This window comes from Myxococcus xanthus (assembly GCF_006402735.1).
Taxonomy (GTDB): Bacteria; Myxococcota; Myxococcia; order Myxococcales; family Myxococcaceae; genus Myxococcus; species Myxococcus xanthus_A.
The window spans coordinates 8,294,673-8,312,231 of record NZ_CP017174.1 but is presented as its reverse complement, the minus strand read 5'-3'; the positions used below and the strand labels follow the sequence as shown (position 1 = coordinate 8,312,231).

Here is a 17,559-nt window from a genome sequence, read left to right as displayed (position 1 = left end):
GACGTGACAGCCGCTCGCGTCCGCTCGTCCCTCAATCGAGCTGGAGTCCGCAGTCGCTACAGGCGCCTTCCAGCAGCGGCGCGGCGGTGCCACAGGCCGGGCAGGGCGGCTCGCCGTCCTCGGGGATGGGAGCAGCCGGAGCGGCGGTGCGTCCCATGGGCACCAGGCCTTCGCGCTCGATGCTGTCCATCCACCGCTGCTGGAGCAGGGCTGCCACGCGAGGGCCGTCCTCGGGGCGCACCAGCACCTGGAACTTCGGGCTGCAGCCCGGCTTGCTGCAGGCCTCGCGATGCACGAGCGCCGGCACGTCCGCGCCCAGGCAGGCGTCCACCAGCCGCCGCGCGTCCATCAGCGCCATCTCCGCGCAGGGCACCAGCTCCACATCCGACAGGGCCTTCGTTGCGTCTTCAGGAGTCATCACCCGGGGGATTGGAGCGCACCCATGGGGCCACGTCCAGTCCGCCCGGGCCCGCGTGTCATGCCGCGCACGCGCCGGGTCACGACGCGCCGCGGCCGAGATGCGGTTCATTCCCCGGGCCTTCCCAGGGCCCGTCGGGACATGCGCTCAGGTGAAGCGCCAGCGCTGGCAAGCCTTGCCACCCCGGCGGTGTGGCCTCCAGGCATCGGCGTGGATTGGCGCGGTGGCGGAGGGACGACTTCAGGCTAGCGTGCGGAGGGTGCCGCCCACGTCACTCACGCCGCGCACCGCGCGCCTCTTTCGGCTCCTGATGGTGGGCGCGGGCGTGCTGACGTGCGGCGTCTTCGGCCTCGCCTGGGTGGTGGACCGCTTCGGTCAGCGCGAGCAGGCCGCGCCCGCGGACGTGCTGGTGGTGCTGGGCGCGCGCGTGTTGCCCGGGGGCGTGCCTTCCGGGGCGCTGCGCGCGCGCACCGAGCACGCGGTGGCGCTGTACCATCGCGGCGTGGCCCCCCGGCTCGTCTTCTCCGGCGGCGTGGGCGTGAATCCACCCTCCGAGGCGCGCGCCATGCTGTCGCTGGCGACGCGGATGGGCGTCCCGGCGGAGGCGTGTGTCCTGGAGGAGGGCAGTCACTCCACCGACGACAATGCCCGGCTCACGGCCAAGGTGCTGCGCGGGCTGGGGGCTCGGCGCGTGGTGGTGGTGTCGGACCCGTATCACCTGCTGCGCGCGCGCAACTACTTCCGGCTGTATGGCTGGGAGGTGGCCACCAGTCCGGCGCTGGAGACCGAGCGCAACCTGGACACGTTCGACCGCATTTATTGGACGGTGCGCGAGGCCGTCGCGCTGCTCCTGCATCCCCGCGTGCTGCTGGCGCGCGCGCCTACTCCTCCGGCACCGTGAGCGCGCGCAGCTCCAGCGCGCCACCCGGCAGGGCCACGCGGAGCAGCACGGACTTGCCGGGCTTTGTCTTCCGCAGCGCCGTCACCACGTCCTTCGCGCCGCGCACGGGCTTGTTCGCGGCTTCCACCACCACCATGCCCGGCAGCATGCCGGCGTGTTCGGCCATGGAGGCGGGGGCCACCTCCGTCACCAAGGCGCCGGAGGGCGGCAGCTCCTGGGACTCCGCCAGCGCCGGGTCCATGTCCATCAGGCTCAGCCCCACGCGATGCTCGGCGGGGCGCTGCGAGCCCCCGACGGCCGGCTCCTTCTCGGCGACGCCTTCCAGGTCGGGCCGCGTGCCCAGCGTCGCCTTCACGTCGCGCTTCTTCGCGTCCCGGTAGAGGGCGAGCGTGAGCTCCGCGCCCGGTGGTTTCAGCGCCACCAGTCGCGTGAGCGCGCCCGCCGAGTCAATGGGCTGCCCATCCGCGGCGACGATGATGTCGTCCGGCCGCAGCCCGGCTCGGGCCGCCGCTGTCTCCGCCGTGACGTCGGTGACGACCGCGCCCTCCTGCACCGGCGCGCCCAGCGCTTCGCCCAAATCGGGCGTCATGTCCTGCACCATCAGCCCCAGCCAACCCCGGGTGACGGTGCCCTTCTTCTCCAACTGGGGCAGCAGCGATTTGACGAGGTTGCTGGGCACCGCGAAGCCAATGCCCGAGCCCTGGCCAGCGATGGCGGTGTTGATGCCCACCACCTCGCCATTCAGGTTGAACAGCGGCCCGCCGGAGTTGCCCGGGTTGATGGCGGCGTCCGTCTGGAGGAAGTCGTCGAAGGGGCCCGCCGCGATGTCGCGCTCCTTCGCTGCGAGGATGCCCAGGCTGGTGCTGGACGTCAGGCCGAAGGGATTGCCAATGGCCAGCACCCAGTCCCCCACACGCAGCGCATCCGAGTCTCCCAGCCGCACCACCGGCAAGGGCTTGCCGCCGTCCAGGCGTTCGAGCTGGAGCACCGCCACGTCGGTGAGCGGGTCCGAGCCCAGCACGCGCGCCTCCAGGTCGCGCCCGTCGGCGAGCTGTACCTGGATCGCCTCCGCGCCTTCCACGAGGTGGTGGTTGGTGAGCACCAGTCCCCTGGCGTCGATGATGAAGCCGGAGCCGATGCCCTCGCGCACCGGCGGTGCGAAGGGCGAGGGAGCCTCGAAGGGAGACAGCGGGTCCTCGGGGGCGTCGCCGAAAGGGGGACCGTCGAACGGCAAACCTCCGAAAGGCGAGGGACCGTCACCACCCCAGGGCGTGTCCTTCGATTCGCCGGGCGTGGGCGCGCCCAGGCGCACCTCCACGTTGACGACGGCCGGACTCACGGATGCCACCAGGGGCGCGACGGAGGCGAGCGCCACGGCGCGTCCGGTGGGCAGCGGGGGAGGCTCGGCCGGCTTCGGCGCGGAGGTCACCGTGGAAGGAGGCGGCTCCTCCGCGTCCTTCCGGCAGGCCACCAGGCTCAGCAGCACCCCTACCGCCACCCCGCGCGCGTGTACCCTCATCGCCTTCCTCCCCCCGTCGGAAGCTGCGACCGCCGCGCGACGCAGGGGGGCTGACCACCCGGGCATGAAGCCTGTCAGGCAGCCTGGAGGGCTGGGGCCCCGCCGGGGGCCCGGCTGTCAGCCCGTGCGCTCACGCGGCGCGGGCGTGGCCGGCGTGGGCGGGGCGCTCATGCGCTTCACCAGCTTCTCCAGGATGCGGAAGAGGGCCTTGCGGTCTCCCACGTCGAGGATGCCCAGGAACTGGTGCATGCCATGGACGACCACGCGGTTGAGCCTCTCCCAGGTCGACTGGCCGTCCTCCGTCAGGCGGCAGTGCACGACGCGGCGGTCGGTGGCGCTGCGCTCGCGCAGCAGGTGCCCCTGGCGCTCCAGCCGGTCCACCACACCCGTGACGGTCTTCTCCGTGACGCCCAGCCGGCGCGCCAGCTCGCCCATGGTGAGCGGGCCGTCCTGACCCAGCCAGAGGATGGCGTGAACCTGAGGTGGCGTGAACTGGAGCTGCTCGCACATGCTGGCGATGGGGTCACGGAGCGAACTGCGCCGGCCCAGTGCGAGGAGCAGGTTCTGGAGCTTCTCCAGGTCCTCGGAAACGTCTTCATCCTCTTTGTGGAATTTCCGTGGCACGGAGTATCCCATAGCGGCCCCGCATGGGCGGGTCAATCTGTTGTCCAGACGGGCGCTGACCTGGCGACAATGCAACGCGAGTTGTCCGGATATGCGAGGTGCTACGCCATGCGTCATCTGTTCCTGCTTTGTGCCGTCTCCACGCTGTTGTCGGGGGTGTCTGCCCGGGCCGACACGGTGCTGGTGTTCGCGGCGGTGAGCACCTCGGACGCGCTCCAGGAGCTGGCGCCGGCCTTCACCCAGACCACGGGCCACTCGGTGGAGTTCTCCCTGGGGGCCTCGAGTGACCTCGCACGTCAGGCCGTGGCCGGAGCGCCCGCGGACGTCTTCCTCTCCGCCGACACGGCGCAGATGGACGCGGTGGAGAAGGCGGGCCTGGTCGCGCCCTCGACGCGCGTGGACCTGCTGTCCAACCGGCTGGTGGTGGTGGTGCCGGTGGACGCGAAGTCGGCGCCGTCCTCACCCGCTGGGTTGCGTGGGTTGAAGCGGCTGTCGCTGGCGGACCCGGAGGCGGTGCCCGCGGGCGTGTATGCGAAGGCGTGGCTGGTGAAGGCGGGGCTCTGGAAGGCGCTGGCGCCGAATATCGTGCCGGCGCTCAATGTGCGCGCCGCGCTGGCGGCGGTGGAGACGGGGCGCGTGGACGCGGGCGTCGTGTATTCCACGGATGCGGCGCATTCGAAGCGCGTGCGCGTCGCCTTCCAGGTGCCAGAGCAGGACGTGCCGCGCATCGTGTATCCGGCGGCGGCGCTGACGAAGGGCGCCGCGCCGGAGGCCGGGCGGGCGTTCGTGCGCTTCCTTCAGTCGGACGCGGCTCGGAAGGTCTTCGCACGCCACGGCTTCGGCGTTCCCAGCGCGCGGGCTCCCTGATGGAGGGCGTCGCGGCGTTGGTGTCCTTCACACTCTGGGTGGCGACGCTGGCCACGCTGCTCATCCTGCCGCCAGGGCTCGCGGTGGCGTACGCATTGGCGCGGTGGGAGGGCCCGGGCAAGGGCGTGGTGGAGACGGTGCTGACGCTGCCGCTGGTGTTGCCGCCCACGGCGGTGGGGCTGGTGCTGCTGGAGTTGCTCGGGCGCAACGGCCCGTTGGGGCGCGTGCTGGACGCGTGGGGCGTGGAGGTCGTCTTCACGCCCAAGGCCGTGGTGCTGGCGAGCGCGGTGATGGCGTTCCCGTTGTTGGTGCGCTCGGCGCGCTCGGGCTTCGAGGAGGTGGACCCGCGGCTGGTGGCGGTGGCCCGCACGCTGGGCGATTCGCGCACGCGCGCCTTCTTCCGGGTGACGTTGCCGCTGGCCTGGCGCGGCGTGCTGGTGGGCGCGCTGCTGGCGTTCTCCCGCGCGCTGGGTGAGTTCGGCGCCACGGTTCTGGTGGCGGGCAACATTCCAGGCCGTACGCAGACGCTGTCCCTGGCCATCTTCCAGCGCACGCAGTTGGGGCGGGACGCGGAGGCGCTGCGGCTGGCGGGCGTGGCGGCGCTGCTCGCCTTCGTGGCGGTGTTCGCGACCGAGGCGGTGACGCGGCGGCGTGGGCGGAGGGTGCGCGCGTGAGCCTGGAGCTGGACATCCGGTTGCCGCTGGCGCGCTTCACGCTGGAGGTGGGCACGCGGCTGGATGGCGCGTCGGTGGCGGTGATGGGGCGCTCGGGCTCCGGGAAGACGTCGCTGCTGGAGGTGCTCGCGGGACTGCGGCGCGGCGCCCGGGGCCGGGTGGTGCTGGAGGGCCGCGTGTTGTTGGACAGCGTTGCCCGAAGCGACGTGCCGCCCGAACAGCGCCGCATGGGCTACGTGCCCCAGGATGCGCTGCTCTTCCCGCACCTCACGGCGGAGCAGAACGTGCGCTTCGGCGTGCGGCCGGGGCGGGCCTCTCGCGTGGACGAGGCCGTGGAGATTCTGGAGCTGGCGCCGCTGCTGCGCCGCTACCCGGCCACGCTGTCCGGGGGCGAGAAGCAGCGCGTGGCGTTGGCGCGCGCGCTGGCCACGGACCCGGCGTTGTTGCTGCTCGACGAGCCGCTCGCCGCGCTGGACGTGGCGCTGAAGGAACGCGTGCTGCCGTACCTGCTGCGCGTGCGCGATGAGGCCCGGGTGCCGATGCTGTACGTCACGCATCAGCTGGGCGAGGCGCGCGTGCTGGCGCGGGAGGCGCTGCTGCTGGACCAGGGGCAGGTCCGCGCGGCCGGGCCCGCGGCCGAGGTGCTGGGCGCGGCGGCGCGAGGTCTGCTCGCCGGTGAAGGGGAAGGGGAGGAGAACATCCTCGAAGGAGTCTTGGAGCGCCCGGACGACGGCGGGCTGCGGCTTCGGATGCAGGGCGGGTTGTCGTTGTGGGTGCCGGACTCGCCCGCGTTGGCGCCGGGCACGCGCGCGGCCTATGCCGTGCCGGCCGCGGACATCCTGCTGTCCATCCAACCGCTGACGGGCGTCTCCGCGCGCAACGTCATGACGGGCACGGTGGTGAACGTGGAGCCCGTGGCGACGGGCGAGGACGCGGCTACCGTGGAGGTGGCGGGCGTGCGCTGGGTGGTGTGGCTCACGTCCGCGTCGGTGCGTGAGCTGGGCGTGGTGCCCGGCGCGCGGGTGTCCCTGGCGGTGAAGACGTCCGCGTGCCGGCGGCTGCGCTGACTCAGAGGCCCCGCTTGCCGCCCGCCCAGCAGGCCTTGCTGCGCACGTCGCGCTTCGCGAAGCCGCGCTCGTCGAGCAGCTCCTTGCCGGGGGCCAGCGTCTCCACCGAAGTGCCGCGGGTGGGCTTCGCGAACCACGGCGCGAGGGTATTTGCGAGGACTGCGGTCATTTCCGGCATGGGCGCTCCAAAAGGACGATGATTTCGCGGGTCAAATATTGAATATGAGAATCGTTATCAATTATGGTGCCACGCGTGGGGGCCGGAATGGCACAGCGCCGTGTGCGTCTTGTCCTGGCCATCGGTGGTCTCCGGCTCCGCACCATCCGAGGGAGAGGGCCGTTGATGAAGACTCACACCGAAGAAACGATGCACACGAAGGCCGGCAAGCAGGGCCTGTGGGTGCTGGCCGCCGTGGCGATGGCGCTGGCCCTGTTGGTGAACTGTGGTTCGTCTGATGAAGCCCCCACCCCGGTGCCCGACGCCGGACAGACGGACTCCGGGACGAACCCCACGCCGGACTCTGGAACGGACCCGGACGCGGGCACGGAGCCTGAGCCGGACGCGGGCACGGAGCCTGAGCCGGATGCGGGCACGGAGCCTGAGCCGGATGCGGGCACGGAGCCGCTGTGCCAGAGCGATGTGCCCTGCAGCGAGCAGAGCATCGACCGGCTGAACCTGCTCACGACGCCGTCGACGACGGCGATGTACGAGGAGGAGGCGCCGGCGGGCGAGTTCCGTTCGTACATCGACGCCCGCGCCGGTGGCCTCACGGTGAATCAGTCCTACACCTACGCTCGCTTCACGCCCGAGGGCCTGGCCCGGGTCAGCATCGACGACCAGACGTCGCTGGGCGACCACGGCTGGGACATCGCGTTCCGTCGCTACTACATCCGGCTGAACGGCGGCACGTCCGGCCCGTCCTGCATTGGCGTGGCGCGGCTGCCCACGGGCACCCGCTTTGAGACCGTGACGTCCGTGCCTTCGGACCTGACCTTCCAGTCCGACGCCTGGTACACCGACACGTGTGAGTTCATCCCGGACAACTCGGGGCTCGCCGGGCCGACGATGGCGCTGAGCAGCTTCTGGTCCTACGAGGGCTGCGTGAGGATGTCGGGGGATGTCTTCATCATCCGCCTGGCCGACGGGCGCCACGTGAAGTTCGAGGTGAAGTCCTACTACGAGCTGGCCGTGCAGGAGCACTGCAACGCGACGAACGAGCTGCCGTCGGGGACGCCGAGCGGCTCGGGGCAGCTCCGCGTGAAGTGGGCCTTCCTTCCATGAAGCTCCGGGCGCTGCTCCTGCTCATCCCTTTCGGGTGTGGACCTGTCCAGCAGGCTTCGCGTGAACCGCACGAACGGCACGATTCGTTTGTGACGTGGGAAGCGGGGCTGCAAGCGGGAGCGCGCCCCACCTCGCCCTCGGCGATGCCACCGCGCTTCGACGAGGGCGAGGTGGTGGAATCGGTCGTGTCCCCTGGGGGGCGCTTCCGCATCCACTTCTCCCGTTCGGGTTCCAACGCCGTGCCGGCGGCGGACGCGGACGGGAGTGGTGTTCCGGACGCGGTGGAGAGCGTCGCGTCCGCGTATGACCGCGTCGCCGTCTTCTATGAAGGGCTGGGCTTCCGCCTGCCGCCGGATGACGGCTGGGTGGGGAGCGACAACGGCGGCGACGGCCGCTTCGATGTGTACCTGGTGGACTTCGGTGGCATCGCGGACGGAGCCTTCCGGCTGGACGGCTGTCTGGAGGCGTCGTCGCGCTGCACCGGGCACATGCTCCAGGAGAACGACTTCGCGGGCTACAACTACCCGTCCTATGGCGAGGCGGTGGACATCCTCGCCAGCCACGAGTTCTTCCACGCGGTGCAGGCCGCCTATCATCCGGGCCTGGGCAGCGTGGCGTCGGAGGGCACCGCGGTCTGGGCCAGTGAGCGCTACCGGCCCGCGCTGGATGACCTGGAGCGGTTCACCGCCTCGTACCTGTCGCGTCCGGACCGCACCCTGGTGCTGGACCCGGAAGGGCCGGCGGTGTCCTTCAGCTATGGCACGAGCATCTACTTCCAGTTCCTGAGCGAGCGCTTCGGGGATGGGGTGGTGCGCTCGCTGTGGGAGGAGAGCGTCGTGACGCCGTCGGTCCGCTGGCCGGTGCTGGTGGAGACGGCGCTGCAGCGCGACTGGGGCGCTGACTTCGACACCGCCTTCGCGGAGTTCGCCCTGTGGAACCTGGCCACCGGATCGCGCCGGGCACAGGGCGCGGGTTATGAGAACGGTGAGGGCTATGCGCCGCTGACCGTCGCGCCGCGCACGCTGCCGGTGTCGGAGCCGTCCGTGCGGGTGGCGGCCGCGTCGACGCGCTACTTCGAGGTGGAAGGTGGAACGGCTTCTGTCACCGCCTCCTTCGAGTCGGCCGAGGGCGAGGACTCACCCGCCATCCACCTGCTGGTGGCCGCGGTGACGCCGGCGCAGGTGCTGCGCGTCGCACGCGCGGACGGCGTGGGGACCCTGTCCGCTCGCGTGGACGCCGAGGACGCCACGCACGTCATCGTCGCCGTGGTGGACGGACGGCGCGAAGGCCTGGGCCGGTATGGGCGGCTGTGCATCTCCGGGGAGGACTCCGGCGCGCCCTGCGCCACCGTGCCACCACCCGACCCGGACGGTGGGGTCGACCTGGACGGTGGCGTGGGCGGTGAGCCGGATGGCGGCGTCGACGCAGGTCCAGGAGGCGACCTGGACGGTGGGGTCGACGCGGGGGTTCCAGGTGCGCCCCCGCTTCCGCCACCGCGTGACGAGGGTGGCTGTTCGTCGGCACCGGGCGGGCTGACGTGGGCGCTGCTCCTGTTGCTGGTGGCGGCCTTCATCCGGCGTTGAGCAAGGTTCGTTCAACGCTTGTGCATGGAGCGGGACGGTTTTCTTCGACGCCACCGCCCAGGGCGCTCCCGACACGTGTTGTTGATGCGTCGGCCGCAACGGCCGTGTGCGTCATCCGCGTGACAGTCGGACAGGCGAGGTTCGCGCGGGAGACGGAAGCGGGAACATCCCGTATCGCGTTGGACGCTATCTCCGATTAAGCGTCAACTCTCCACCGACGCGAATGACCCGGGAACGCCATGCTCAGTGCCTCAGGCCAGGACCGCTCGCCCTCCATCCGTGCCGTGGGGCGGGCACTCCCGCCGCACTACGCCAGTCAGGAGCAGCTCATCGCCGCGTTCCGCGAGCTGTGGGCCACGCGCCACTTCAACCTGGAGCGGCTGGAGGACCTGCACCGCGCCGTCCAGGTGGGAGGACGGCATCTGGCGTTGCCCCTGGAGGCCTATCCGCCGCTGCTGACATTCCAGCAGCGCAATGACGCCTGGATTCGCTCGGCCACGGAGTTGGGCGAAACGGTGGTGCGCCAGGCCCTGGACGCGGCGGAGCTCACGCCCGGGGAGGTGGACCACGTCTTCTTCGTCACCGTGACGGGCATCGCCACGCCGAGCATCGACGCGCGGCTGGCCAACCGCGTGCGCTTCCGGGAGGACTTCAAGCGCACGCCGCTCTTCGGCCTGGGGTGCGTGGCGGGCGCGGCGGGCGTGGCCCGGGCGGCGGACTACCTGCGCGGCTTTCCGGAGCACACAGCGGTCGTCATCGCCGTGGAGTTGTGTTCGCTCACGTTGCAGCGCGAGGACCTGTCCATTCCGAACATCATCGCGTCCGGCCTCTTCGGTGACGGCGCGGCGTGCGCGGTGCTCCGAGGCGCGGCTGCCCCGGGGGCGCGAGGGCCGCGCGTGGTGGCGTCGCGCTCCGTGTTCTACCCGGACACCGAGCGCATCATGGGCTGGGACGTGGTGGACACCGGCTTCAAGGTGGTGCTGTCCGCCAAGGTGCCGGGGCTCGTGAAGGACCACATCCGGGGCAACGTGGATGGCTTCCTCGCGCAGCATGGACTGAAGCGCGGGGACATCCGGCACTGGGTGGCGCACACCGGCGGGCCCAAGGTGCTGGAGGCCTTCGAGGAGGCGCTGGAGCTGGCGCCCTCGGCGCTGGAGCGCTCGTGGGCCTCCCTGCGCGAGGTGGGCAATCTCTCCTCCGCGTCGGTGCTCTTCGTGCTCGGAGAGACGCTGGAGTCCGTCCGCGCGCAGCCAGGGGAGTGGGGCGTGATGATGGCCATGGGGCCGGGCTTCGGCGCGGAGATGGTGCTGCTGCGATGGTGACCTCCACGCAAGCCCTCTTCCTGGGTTTCATGTCCGCGCTCGTCGTGGAGCGGCTGGTGGAGCTGGTGCTCTCCAAGCGCAACGCCGCCCGGGCCTTCGCGCGCGGCGGGGTGGAGACGGGGCAGCGGCACTACCGCTTCATGGTGGTGTTCCACACGCTGTTCCTGGTGGCGTGCGTGGCGGAGGTGTTCCTGCTGCGGCGCGGCTTCCCGGGCGCGTGGGGCTGGGCGGCGTTGGCGGGCGCGGTGCTGGCGCAGGGGCTGCGGTACTGGGCCATCGCCACGTTGGGCGACCGGTGGAACTCGCGCATCATCGTGGTACCGGAGCTGGCGCCGGTGACGGGCGGGCCCTATCGCTTCCTGCGCCATCCCAACTATGTCGCGGTGGTGTTGGAACTGGCGTGCGTGCCGCTCATCCACGGTGCATGGTGGACGGCGCTTGTCTTCTCAGTGGGCAATGCGGCGCTGCTCTACGTGCGAATCCGCGCGGAAGAGGCGGCGCTGGGTGAGGTGTACGCGCAGGCGTTCTCCCATCGCCCTCGTTTCATTCCGGAGGTGCCACGTGGCTGAGCGCGAACTGGAGGTCATGACGGAGATTCATCGCATCGTCACCGATGAGCTGGAGTGGAAGGGCGCGGTGGAGCCCTCGCAGGACCTGGTGCGCGACCTCCAGTTGGACAGCCTGGGCCTCACGGTGCTGGCGGTGGGGCTGGAGAACCGCTTCCGCATCCGCCTGTCCGAAGAGGACGCGCAGGGCGTGCGCACGGTGGGAGACCTGGCGAAGCTGGTGGCGCAGCGGGTCGCGGCTCCGGTGGAGCCCCTGCCGGAGGAGGCCCTGCCGTGAAGGACGCTGGCTCGCGACTGGTGGGCCCGGCGTTGCCTCCGCCCAGGCATCTGACGGTGAACGCGGCGCTCGCGGACACCGGGCGCACGTCGCCGCTGGGGCTCACCTTCGTGGATGCGTCCGAGCGCGAGGTGTCCATGCCCTGGGCGGACGTGTACCGCCGGGCGAAGTGCACCGCCGCGGGGCTGGCCCGGCTGGGCGTGAGCGAGGGTGACCGGGTGGCGTTGCTGCTGCCCACGTCGCCGGCCTTCATGGACGCCTTCTTCGGCACGTTGCTCGCCGGCGCGGTGCCGGTGCCGTTGTACCCGCCGGTGCGGCTGGGGCGGCTGGAGGAGTACCACCGCGCGACCTCGCGGATGCTTCACGTGACGGGCTCGGTGATGGTGTTGACGGACTCCCGCGTGCGCCTGCTGCTGGGGCCCAGCGTGGAGCGCGCGCGGCCCCGGTTGGGCTGCCACACGGTGGAGGACGTATCCCGGGGGGACGATGTGCTGGAGGTCGCGGTGCGGCCGGACGCGCTGGGGCTCATCCAGTTCTCGTCCGGCTCCACGGTGGATCCGAAGCCGGTGACGCTGACGCACGAAGCCCTGCTGGCGCAGGTCGCGGCGCTGGAGATGGCGATGCCGCTGGGGGCGGGGGTGCCCCGGGTGGGTGTGAGCTGGCTGCCGCTGTACCACGACATGGGGCTTATCGGCTGTCTGCTGTCCGCGCTGTACTACCCGGGACGCCTGGTGCTGATTCCCCCCGAGGCCTTCCTCGCACGGCCCGCGTTGTGGCTCCGCGCGCTGTCTCGCCACCGGGGCTACATCTCTCCCGCGCCCAACTTCGCCTATGGCCTGTGTTTGAAGCGGGTGAAGGACGCGGAGCTGGACGGGGTGGACCTGTCGTCGTGGCGGCACGCGCTCAACGGCGCGGAGCCGGTGTCCGTGGACACGCTGCGCCGCTTCTCGGTGCGTTTCGAGCGGTGGGGCTTCTCCGCGCGGGCCTTGCGGCCGGTGTACGGGCTGTCCGAGGCGTCGCTCGCCGTCACCTTCCCGCCGGAGGGGCGGGGGCCGCGCGCGCTGGGCGTGGACGCGGGGCTGCTGGCCCGGGAAGGCCGGGTGGCGGAGGGCTCGCGTGAGTTGGTGAGCGTGGGCATGCCCGTGGCGGGCTTCCAGGTGGAGGTGCGCGGCGAGACGGGCGAGGCGCTCGCGGAGCGGTGCGTGGGCCGGGTCTTCGCGCGGGGGCCGTCCCTGATGGCCGGCTACTTCGCGGATGCGCAGGCCACGGACCGGACGCTGACGCGGGACGGATGGCTGGACACGGGCGACCTGGGCTTCATCGCGGAGGGCGAGCTGTTCCTCACGGGCCGGGCGAAGGACGTGGTCATCATCCGAGGCGCGAACCACGCGCCGCAGGCGTTCGAGGAGCCGCTGCAGAACGTGGCGGGCGTGCGCATGGGCTGCGCGGTGGCGCTGGGCTTCACGCCCGAAGGTGGCGAGGACGAGGCGCTGCTCATCCTCGCCGAGCGCTCGGGGCAGGAGGCGGATGACGTGGTCGAGGAGCGCATCCGCGCGGCGGTGGTGGAGACCACGGGCGTGCGGCCTCACACCGTGCGGATGCTCGTGCCAGGAACGTTGCCGCGCACGTCCAGCGGCAAGCTGCGCCGCGCCGAGGCGCTGCGCCGCTACCTGGCAGAGGAGCTGGCGCCTCCGAAGAAGGTGGGCGCGGTGGGGCTCGCGATGGAGATGGCCAAGAGCGCCCTGGCCATGGTCCGCGCGGAGCGCGACACGTGAGTCGGCTGTCCGCGCGGTCGAGCCCGGCGCCGGCGTGAGGCCCGCCGTCATGGGAGTTCGAGTCCCGGAGGATGCCTCGTCATGAAGCGGTATGACGTCGCCATTGTGGGCGGAGGGCCCGCGGGGCTGGCGGTGGCCATCACCACCACATTGCGCGGGTTGAACACCGTGGTGCTGGAGCGTGGCGTCGCGCCGGTGGACAAGGCCTGTGGCGAAGGGCTGCTGCCTCCCGGCATGGCGGTGCTGGAGCGGCTGGGCGTCCTGCCCCTGCTGGATGACCAGGGCAGCTATCCCTGCGTGGGCATCCGCTACGTCCAGGAAGATGGAAGCACGGCGGAGGGCCTGTTCCCGGGCAAGGGCGCGCTGGGCGTGCGGCGCGTGGCGCTGGCCACGGCGCTGGTGTCGCGGGCGCGCAGGGTGGGCGTGGAGTTGCGCGAGCGCACGCAGGTGCTGTCCCACCAGAGAGACAGCGATGGTGTGGTGCTGCATACGGCCGAAGGCCCGGTGGCGGCCGCCATGCTGGTGGCCGCGGATGGGCTGGCTTCACCGTTGCGCCGCGCGGAAGGCCTGGAGATGGAGCCCACGGGACCGCGCCGTTTCGGCCTGCGACGACACTTCCAGGTCGCGCCGTGGACGCCCTATGTGGAGATCCACTTCGCGCATGGCGTGGAGGCCTACGTGACGCCCGCGGGCGTGCGGCGCGTGGGCCTGGCCTTCCTCTGGGAGGACGGCGTGGTGGAAGGGCGGGTGAGCTTCGAGACGCTGCTGGCCCGCTTCCCCAAACTGTCGGAGCGGTTTTCGGGCTCGGCGCCGGACTCCCAGCCGCGCGGCGCGGGACCGCTGGCCCGGGTGTCCCGAGCGCGCATCGCCGACCGCTTCGCGCTGGTTGGAGACGCGGCGGGCTACGTGGATGCCATCACCGGCGAGGGCCTGTCGCTGGCCTTCGTGTGCGCGGAGTCGCTGGGGAACCTGCTACCGGAAGCGCTCGTCCACGGCGCCACGCGCGAGGCGCTGATGCCCTACGAGCAGTGTTTCCAGCGGGTCTTCCGCAAGTACTCCCGGTCGACGGGCGCGCTGCTCATGCTGGCGCGACGGCCCTGGCTTCGCCGTCCCGTGGTGCGGCTGCTGGGGAAGACGCCCTGGCTGTTCGAGCGCATCCTGCACGGCATCGTGACGTGAGCGTGGGGGCTGAGGGGCGCGGAGGCGTTGGCGTTCTCCTCCGCCCATCACCGGTGCGTGACACCCGCTGTGCAGTGGCGTCCCCAGACGTGTGTTACCGGTTGCCGGACGGGCGCAAACCCGGTCCACTGTCGCGCCGAGACATGGACGCCGAGCCCGGGCCGCGCGGGCGTCTTCCCAGTCCTGTCTGGATGGAGCACCGCACCCATGTCCCTGGACCGTACTTCCCGGCCCATGACGAAACTCCTGTCGCTGGTGCTGCTGCTGTCAGCACCGTGGCTTGGGGGCTGCCTCTTCGCGGGCCCCCGCCACCAGGGCCCGGTGACGGAGCACTTCGACGGTGAGCACTTCCAGAACCTGGAGCCCGTCAAGCGCCTGAGTCCAGACGAGGTCTTCAAGGCGCTGCGCAAGGGGCCTCGCGGCCCGTGGCGGGCCTACGAGGAATTCGCTCCAGGCAAGCCGCCTCCGGAGCGCATGGGGCCGGGACAGCTCCGGGTGACGTTCATCAACCACGCCACCGTGCTCGTCCAGGCGGACGGGCTCAACATGCTGACGGACCCCATCTATTCGGACCGTCCGAGCCCGGTGCCCTTCATCGGCCCCAAGCGCGTGCGGCCTCCGGGCATCCGTTTCGAGGACCTGCCGCCCATCGACGTGGTGGTGGTGAGTCACAACCACTACGACCACATGGACTTGCCGACGCTGCGGCGCCTGGAGGAGGCGCACCATCCGCGCTTCATCGTGGGTCTGGGCAACAAGTCGCTGCTGGACGGCGAGGGCTTCCGGCACGTGGTGGAGCTGGACTGGTGGAAGTCCACGGAGGTGGCGCCGGGCCGCACGGTGACGGCGGTGCCGGCGCAGCACCGCTCCAACCGCGGGCTCACCGACAGCGCGGCGACGCTCTGGGCGGGCTACGTCCTCGCCACATCCGGCGGGCCGGTGTTCTTCGCCGGCGACACAGGCTTCGGTCCCCACTTCGCGATGATGGCCGAGCGCTTCGGTCCCATGCGGCTGTCGGTGCTGCCCATTGGGGCCTACCGGCCCACAGCGTTCCGTCCGGTCCACATGGGACCGGTGGAAGCCCTCCAGGCGCACAAGGTGCTGCGCTCGGCCACGTCGGTGGCCATGCACTACGGCACCTTCGAGCTCGCGCTGGATGGCCAGGACGAGGCGAAGTACCACCTGCTGTGGCTGCTGGCGCGCGAGCCCGTCCGGCCGCGCTTCTGGGCCCTGGGCTTCGGCGAGGGCCGCGACGTGCCCGCGCTGGACTGAGTCAGCGGTTGAAGGGGGCCTCCTGAATCCAGTTGAAGCCCCGGTTGAGCAAGAGGAACTTGGACTCATCCACCCGCGTGAGGCGGACCTCGATGGCGGCCTCGTGGAGCGTGCCCTGGAGGACGAGCTGGTTCGCGTCCGAGCGCGTGTAGGTGAGCACGAACTTCTTCGCGGTGTCGTCCTGGCCGTCGATGAGGGTGAGCGTCTTCTTCGGTGCGTCCTCTTCCACGCCGAAGGACTTCACGGTGTCGTCCTGGTGCTTGATGATCATCCGGCCGAAGCGGTTGACGGCCACCGCCTTCCACCGCCGGGCATCTCCGGACGTGGCCTCCAGGCGCTGCCCATCCTGGGTGAAGGAGTCGACCGTGTAGTAGCCGTAGAACGGGGGCCGCGGCGCGGAGTCCCCGTACTTGCGGATGAACTCCAGCCGCGAGCTCCCAAACCCGTAGGCGATGCCGCCCACCACCAGGACCTTCATCACGAGCCCGGCGCCACTCAGCCAGCGCGAAGGTGGGAAGGGCGGCTGGAGCGGGCGAGGCTGCGTGGCGCGGTTGAGCACCAGCACGTCGAGCAGCCGCCGGGCATCGGGCAGCACCAGGAACAGCGACATCAACAGCAGGTGGGACGAATAGAGTTTGACGGGGACGTCGTAGAAGAAGTTGAGCGCCACCACGTTGACCATGACGCCCGCGACGACGAGCGCGCCCAGCGTCGTCGTGCGCCGGAAGAGCAGCAGGCAGCCGCCCAGGAACTCCGCGCCGCCCGTGAAGACATTGTAGCCCTTCGAGAAGCCCATGAAGTTCCACAGCAGGCCCATGGGGGAGAAGTCTCCCAGCGGCTGCACCAGTCGCTCCGGGCTGGGGAAGGGAAACTGGGACTTGAAGAGCTTGGCCAGCCCATAGGACAGCATGGCCATCGCGAGCACGTACCGGACGTTCGTGTGCAGCAGGTCGTGGGCCTTCACGTACTCGGTGCGGCGCCGGTCGATGACGGACCAGACGCCCGTCACCGCCACGGCGACGACGAAGAACATCAGCACCTGCACGTAGTCGAACGTGGTGTCGCCGCTGCCGTTGGGCATCACGGTGATGTCCGTGGACAGCCGCAGCACGTGCTTGCCGACCCAGGGCACCACGGCTTTCCAGAGCCCGTCCTGGAACGAGGTGATGAAGTCGCCCAGGACCGGAATGATGTCCAAGGGGAACGGGAAGGTATAGAGGACCAGGTAGGCGAAGACGAAGCGGAAGGCCAGCCGCCGCGCGAGACCCCAGGCTTCGGGCGCGGGAGCATGAGGTGTCACGCCCGCTTCGGACGCGGCGGGCTGGGGCTCGGGGACCGGGGACAGTGGGGCCGTGGCGCTCATGGTGGGCTGGCCTGACAGTCTATCCGGAGTGCCCCAGGTGCTTTCCAGTCGCCCCCGTCACAGCGGCGCTCCCCAGACGGGCCTTGTCTCAGCGCCAGAGGGCGGCCATGTCTGCTCAGAGCTTCATGCGCTTGAAAACTGTCTCCGGAATCGTCCGGATGATGAGCATGATGAGCGCCCAGATGCCGGGCACGTAGACTTCGTTCTTCCGCGAGTCCGCGGCGCTCAAGAGTCCGCGCGCCACCTTCTCCGGCGAGGCGAACAGCTTGTTCTTCGGCAGGTGCGCCGTCATCGGCGTGTCGACGAAGCCCGGCTTCACCGTCACCACCGCGACGTTGGACTTCGTCAGCCGGTTGCGCAGGCCCTGGAGGAAGACGTTGAGCGCGCCCTTCGACGCGCCGTACACGTAGTTGCTCTGCCGGCCGCGGTCGCCCGCCACCGACGAAATCACCACCAGCGTGCCGGCCTTCTGCGCCTCGAAGCGGTTGGCCAGCACTGTGAGCAGCGACACCGCGCTCAGGAAGTTGGTGCGCAGCACCGCCTCCGTCGCCGCCCACGAGCGCTGCGCCTCCGCCTGGTCACCCAGCACGCCGTGCGCCAGCACCACGCCGTCCAGCCCGTCCAGCGCCGTGTACGCGGCCTCCACCAGCGCCTCGTGGGTGTCGAAGTCGTTCAGGTCCACCACCTGCGACTCGACCTTCGCCGCGCCGCGCGTGGCGGCGTCCTTCGTCACCGCGTCGAGGTTCGCCGCGTTGCGGCCGGTGAGGTACAGCGAGGCCCCGCGCGCGGCCAGGAGCCGCACCGTCGCCTGGGCAATGGCGCTGGTGGCGCCGAGGACGAGCACTTTCTTCATGGGGAGCGAATCTCGAA

At 70.9% G+C, this 17,559-nt stretch carries 18 protein-coding genes; 12 read left to right on the top strand and 6 right to left on the bottom strand.

Features of this window, described 5'->3' with window-relative positions:
* Window positions 1–31 precede the first annotated feature (31 nt).
* The gene (locus BHS09_RS34165; protein ID WP_174259083.1) at window positions 32–418 is read right to left on the bottom strand and encodes a hypothetical protein; all 387 of its coding nucleotides are present in this window, start codon (window positions 416–418) and stop codon (window positions 32–34) included.
* A 259-nt stretch (window positions 419–677) separates the two neighbouring features.
* Between BHS09_RS34165 and BHS09_RS34160 the strand changes: the two genes are divergently transcribed.
* A complete protein-coding gene (locus BHS09_RS34160; RefSeq protein ID WP_174258972.1) occupies window positions 678–1,319 on the top strand; it encodes a YdcF family protein in 642 nt (213 codons plus the stop codon).
* On the opposite strand, the gene BHS09_RS34155 is transcribed toward BHS09_RS34160, so the two are convergent.
* Window positions 1,300–2,838 carry a trypsin-like peptidase domain-containing protein gene (locus tag BHS09_RS34155; protein ID WP_140800142.1) on the bottom strand — a complete coding sequence of 513 codons (1,539 nt, stop codon included), beginning with the start codon at window positions 2,836–2,838 and terminating at the stop codon, window positions 1,300–1,302. The two genes, BHS09_RS34160 and BHS09_RS34155, sit on opposite strands and share 20 nt — an antisense overlap.
* A 117-nt stretch (window positions 2,839–2,955) precedes the next feature.
* Window positions 2,956–3,474, bottom strand: coding sequence for a MarR family winged helix-turn-helix transcriptional regulator (locus tag BHS09_RS34150; protein ID WP_140795554.1), 519 nt, complete (start codon window positions 3,472–3,474; stop codon window positions 2,956–2,958).
* Between the two features lie 96 nt (window positions 3,475–3,570).
* Between BHS09_RS34150 and modA the strand changes: the two genes are divergently transcribed.
* From modA to modC, 3 genes are read left to right on the top strand one after another with little or no spacing between them, the layout of a single operon-like run.
* Window positions 3,571–4,329, top strand: a complete 759-nt coding sequence (gene modA, locus BHS09_RS34145) for a molybdate ABC transporter substrate-binding protein (RefSeq protein WP_140800141.1) — start codon at window positions 3,571–3,573, stop codon at window positions 4,327–4,329.
* Between the two features lie 20 nt (window positions 4,330–4,349).
* Window positions 4,350–5,003 (top strand): molybdate ABC transporter permease subunit, encoded by a 654-nt coding sequence (gene modB / locus BHS09_RS34140; RefSeq protein WP_237077732.1) that lies wholly within the window; start codon window positions 4,350–4,352, stop codon window positions 5,001–5,003.
* Window positions 5,000–6,070 carry a molybdenum ABC transporter ATP-binding protein gene (gene modC / locus BHS09_RS34135; RefSeq protein ID WP_140800140.1) on the top strand — a complete coding sequence of 357 codons (1,071 nt, stop codon included), beginning with the start codon at window positions 5,000–5,002 and terminating at the stop codon, window positions 6,068–6,070. Before modB ends, modC begins: the two co-directional genes overlap by 4 nt.
* Before the next feature lies 1 nt (window position 6,071).
* Here modC and BHS09_RS39745 read toward each other — a convergent pair whose 3' ends face one another.
* Entirely contained in the window at window positions 6,072–6,248 is a 177-nt protein-coding gene (locus BHS09_RS39745) for a hypothetical protein (RefSeq protein WP_237080001.1), read from the bottom strand.
* Window positions 6,249–6,413: 165 nt separating this feature from the next.
* Here BHS09_RS39745 and BHS09_RS34125 point away from each other — a divergent pair, with 165 nt between their 5' ends.
* The 8 genes from BHS09_RS34125 (at window position 6,414) to BHS09_RS34090 (ending at window position 15,326) form a co-directional block, all read left to right on the top strand.
* Window positions 6,414–7,352, top strand: a complete 939-nt coding sequence (locus BHS09_RS34125; protein WP_261344754.1) for an HmuY family protein — start codon at window positions 6,414–6,416, stop codon at window positions 7,350–7,352.
* Entirely contained in the window at window positions 7,349–8,935 is a 1,587-nt protein-coding gene (locus tag BHS09_RS34120; RefSeq protein ID WP_237080000.1) for an MXAN_6640 family putative metalloprotease, read from the top strand. Before BHS09_RS34125 ends, BHS09_RS34120 begins: the two co-directional genes overlap by 4 nt.
* 239 nt (window positions 8,936–9,174) lie before the next feature.
* The gene (locus tag BHS09_RS34115) at window positions 9,175–10,257 is read left to right on the top strand and encodes a type III polyketide synthase (RefSeq protein ID WP_140800137.1); all 1,083 of its coding nucleotides are present in this window, start codon (window positions 9,175–9,177) and stop codon (window positions 10,255–10,257) included.
* The gene (locus tag BHS09_RS34110; RefSeq protein ID WP_140795547.1) at window positions 10,251–10,826 is read left to right on the top strand and encodes an isoprenylcysteine carboxyl methyltransferase family protein; all 576 of its coding nucleotides are present in this window, start codon (window positions 10,251–10,253) and stop codon (window positions 10,824–10,826) included. Before BHS09_RS34115 ends, BHS09_RS34110 begins: the two co-directional genes overlap by 7 nt.
* Window positions 10,819–11,100 carry an acyl carrier protein gene (locus tag BHS09_RS34105; RefSeq protein WP_140795546.1) on the top strand — a complete coding sequence of 94 codons (282 nt, stop codon included), beginning with the start codon at window positions 10,819–10,821 and terminating at the stop codon, window positions 11,098–11,100. The genes BHS09_RS34110 and BHS09_RS34105 overlap by 8 nt, the downstream gene beginning before the upstream one ends.
* Entirely contained in the window at window positions 11,097–12,875 is a 1,779-nt protein-coding gene (locus BHS09_RS34100; RefSeq protein ID WP_140800136.1) for a fatty acyl-AMP ligase, read from the top strand. The genes BHS09_RS34105 and BHS09_RS34100 overlap by 4 nt, the downstream gene beginning before the upstream one ends.
* 81 nt (window positions 12,876–12,956) lie before the next feature.
* Entirely contained in the window at window positions 12,957–14,054 is a 1,098-nt protein-coding gene (locus tag BHS09_RS34095) for an NAD(P)/FAD-dependent oxidoreductase (protein ID WP_140795544.1), read from the top strand.
* A gap of 234 nt (window positions 14,055–14,288) precedes the next feature.
* Complete coding sequence (locus BHS09_RS34090; protein ID WP_237079999.1) at window positions 14,289–15,326, top strand: MBL fold metallo-hydrolase; 1,038 nt, start codon at window positions 14,289–14,291, stop codon at window positions 15,324–15,326.
* Window position 15,327: 1 nt separating this feature from the next.
* Here the strand turns inward: BHS09_RS34090 and BHS09_RS34085 are convergent, their stop codons facing one another.
* Together BHS09_RS34085 and BHS09_RS34080 are read right to left on the bottom strand one after the other, a co-directional pair.
* Window positions 15,328–16,689, bottom strand: a complete 1,362-nt coding sequence (locus BHS09_RS34085) for a DoxX family membrane protein (protein WP_140800134.1) — start codon at window positions 16,687–16,689, stop codon at window positions 15,328–15,330.
* A 115-nt stretch (window positions 16,690–16,804) separates the two neighbouring features.
* On the bottom strand, window positions 16,805–17,542 hold the full coding sequence (locus BHS09_RS34080) for an SDR family oxidoreductase (RefSeq protein ID WP_140800133.1): 738 nt from the start codon (window positions 17,540–17,542) through the stop codon (window positions 16,805–16,807).
* Window positions 17,543–17,559 lie beyond the last annotated feature (17 nt).

Excerpts from the sequence above, each read along its gene's own strand:
- BHS09_RS34150 (WP_140795554.1), bottom strand. The coding sequence starts at position 3,474 with ATGGGATACTCCGTGCCACGGAAATTCCACAAAGAGGATGAAGACGTT.
- BHS09_RS34155 (WP_140800142.1), bottom strand. The coding sequence starts at position 2,838 with ATGAGGGTACACGCGCGCGGGGTGGCGGTAGGGGTGCTGCTGAGCCTG.
- BHS09_RS39745 (WP_237080001.1), bottom strand. The coding sequence starts at position 6,248 with ATGCCGGAAATGACCGCAGTCCTCGCAAATACCCTCGCGCCGTGGTTC.
- modA (WP_140800141.1), top strand. The coding sequence starts at position 3,571 with ATGCGTCATCTGTTCCTGCTTTGTGCCGTCTCCACGCTGTTGTCGGGG.
- BHS09_RS34110 (WP_140795547.1), top strand. The coding sequence starts at position 10,251 with ATGGTGACCTCCACGCAAGCCCTCTTCCTGGGTTTCATGTCCGCGCTC.
- BHS09_RS34090 (WP_237079999.1), top strand. The coding sequence starts at position 14,289 with ATGACGAAACTCCTGTCGCTGGTGCTGCTGCTGTCAGCACCGTGGCTT.
- BHS09_RS34120 (WP_237080000.1), top strand. The coding sequence starts at position 7,349 with ATGAAGCTCCGGGCGCTGCTCCTGCTCATCCCTTTCGGGTGTGGACCT.
- BHS09_RS34115 (WP_140800137.1), top strand. The coding sequence starts at position 9,175 with ATGCTCAGTGCCTCAGGCCAGGACCGCTCGCCCTCCATCCGTGCCGTG.
- BHS09_RS34095 (WP_140795544.1), top strand. The coding sequence starts at position 12,957 with ATGAAGCGGTATGACGTCGCCATTGTGGGCGGAGGGCCCGCGGGGCTG.
- BHS09_RS34125 (WP_261344754.1), top strand. The coding sequence starts at position 6,414 with ATGAAGACTCACACCGAAGAAACGATGCACACGAAGGCCGGCAAGCAG.
- BHS09_RS34165 (WP_174259083.1), bottom strand. The coding sequence starts at position 418 with ATGACTCCTGAAGACGCAACGAAGGCCCTGTCGGATGTGGAGCTGGTG.
- BHS09_RS34085 (WP_140800134.1), bottom strand. The coding sequence starts at position 16,689 with ATGAGCGCCACGGCCCCACTGTCCCCGGTCCCCGAGCCCCAGCCCGCC.
- BHS09_RS34080 (WP_140800133.1), bottom strand. The coding sequence starts at position 17,542 with ATGAAGAAAGTGCTCGTCCTCGGCGCCACCAGCGCCATTGCCCAGGCG.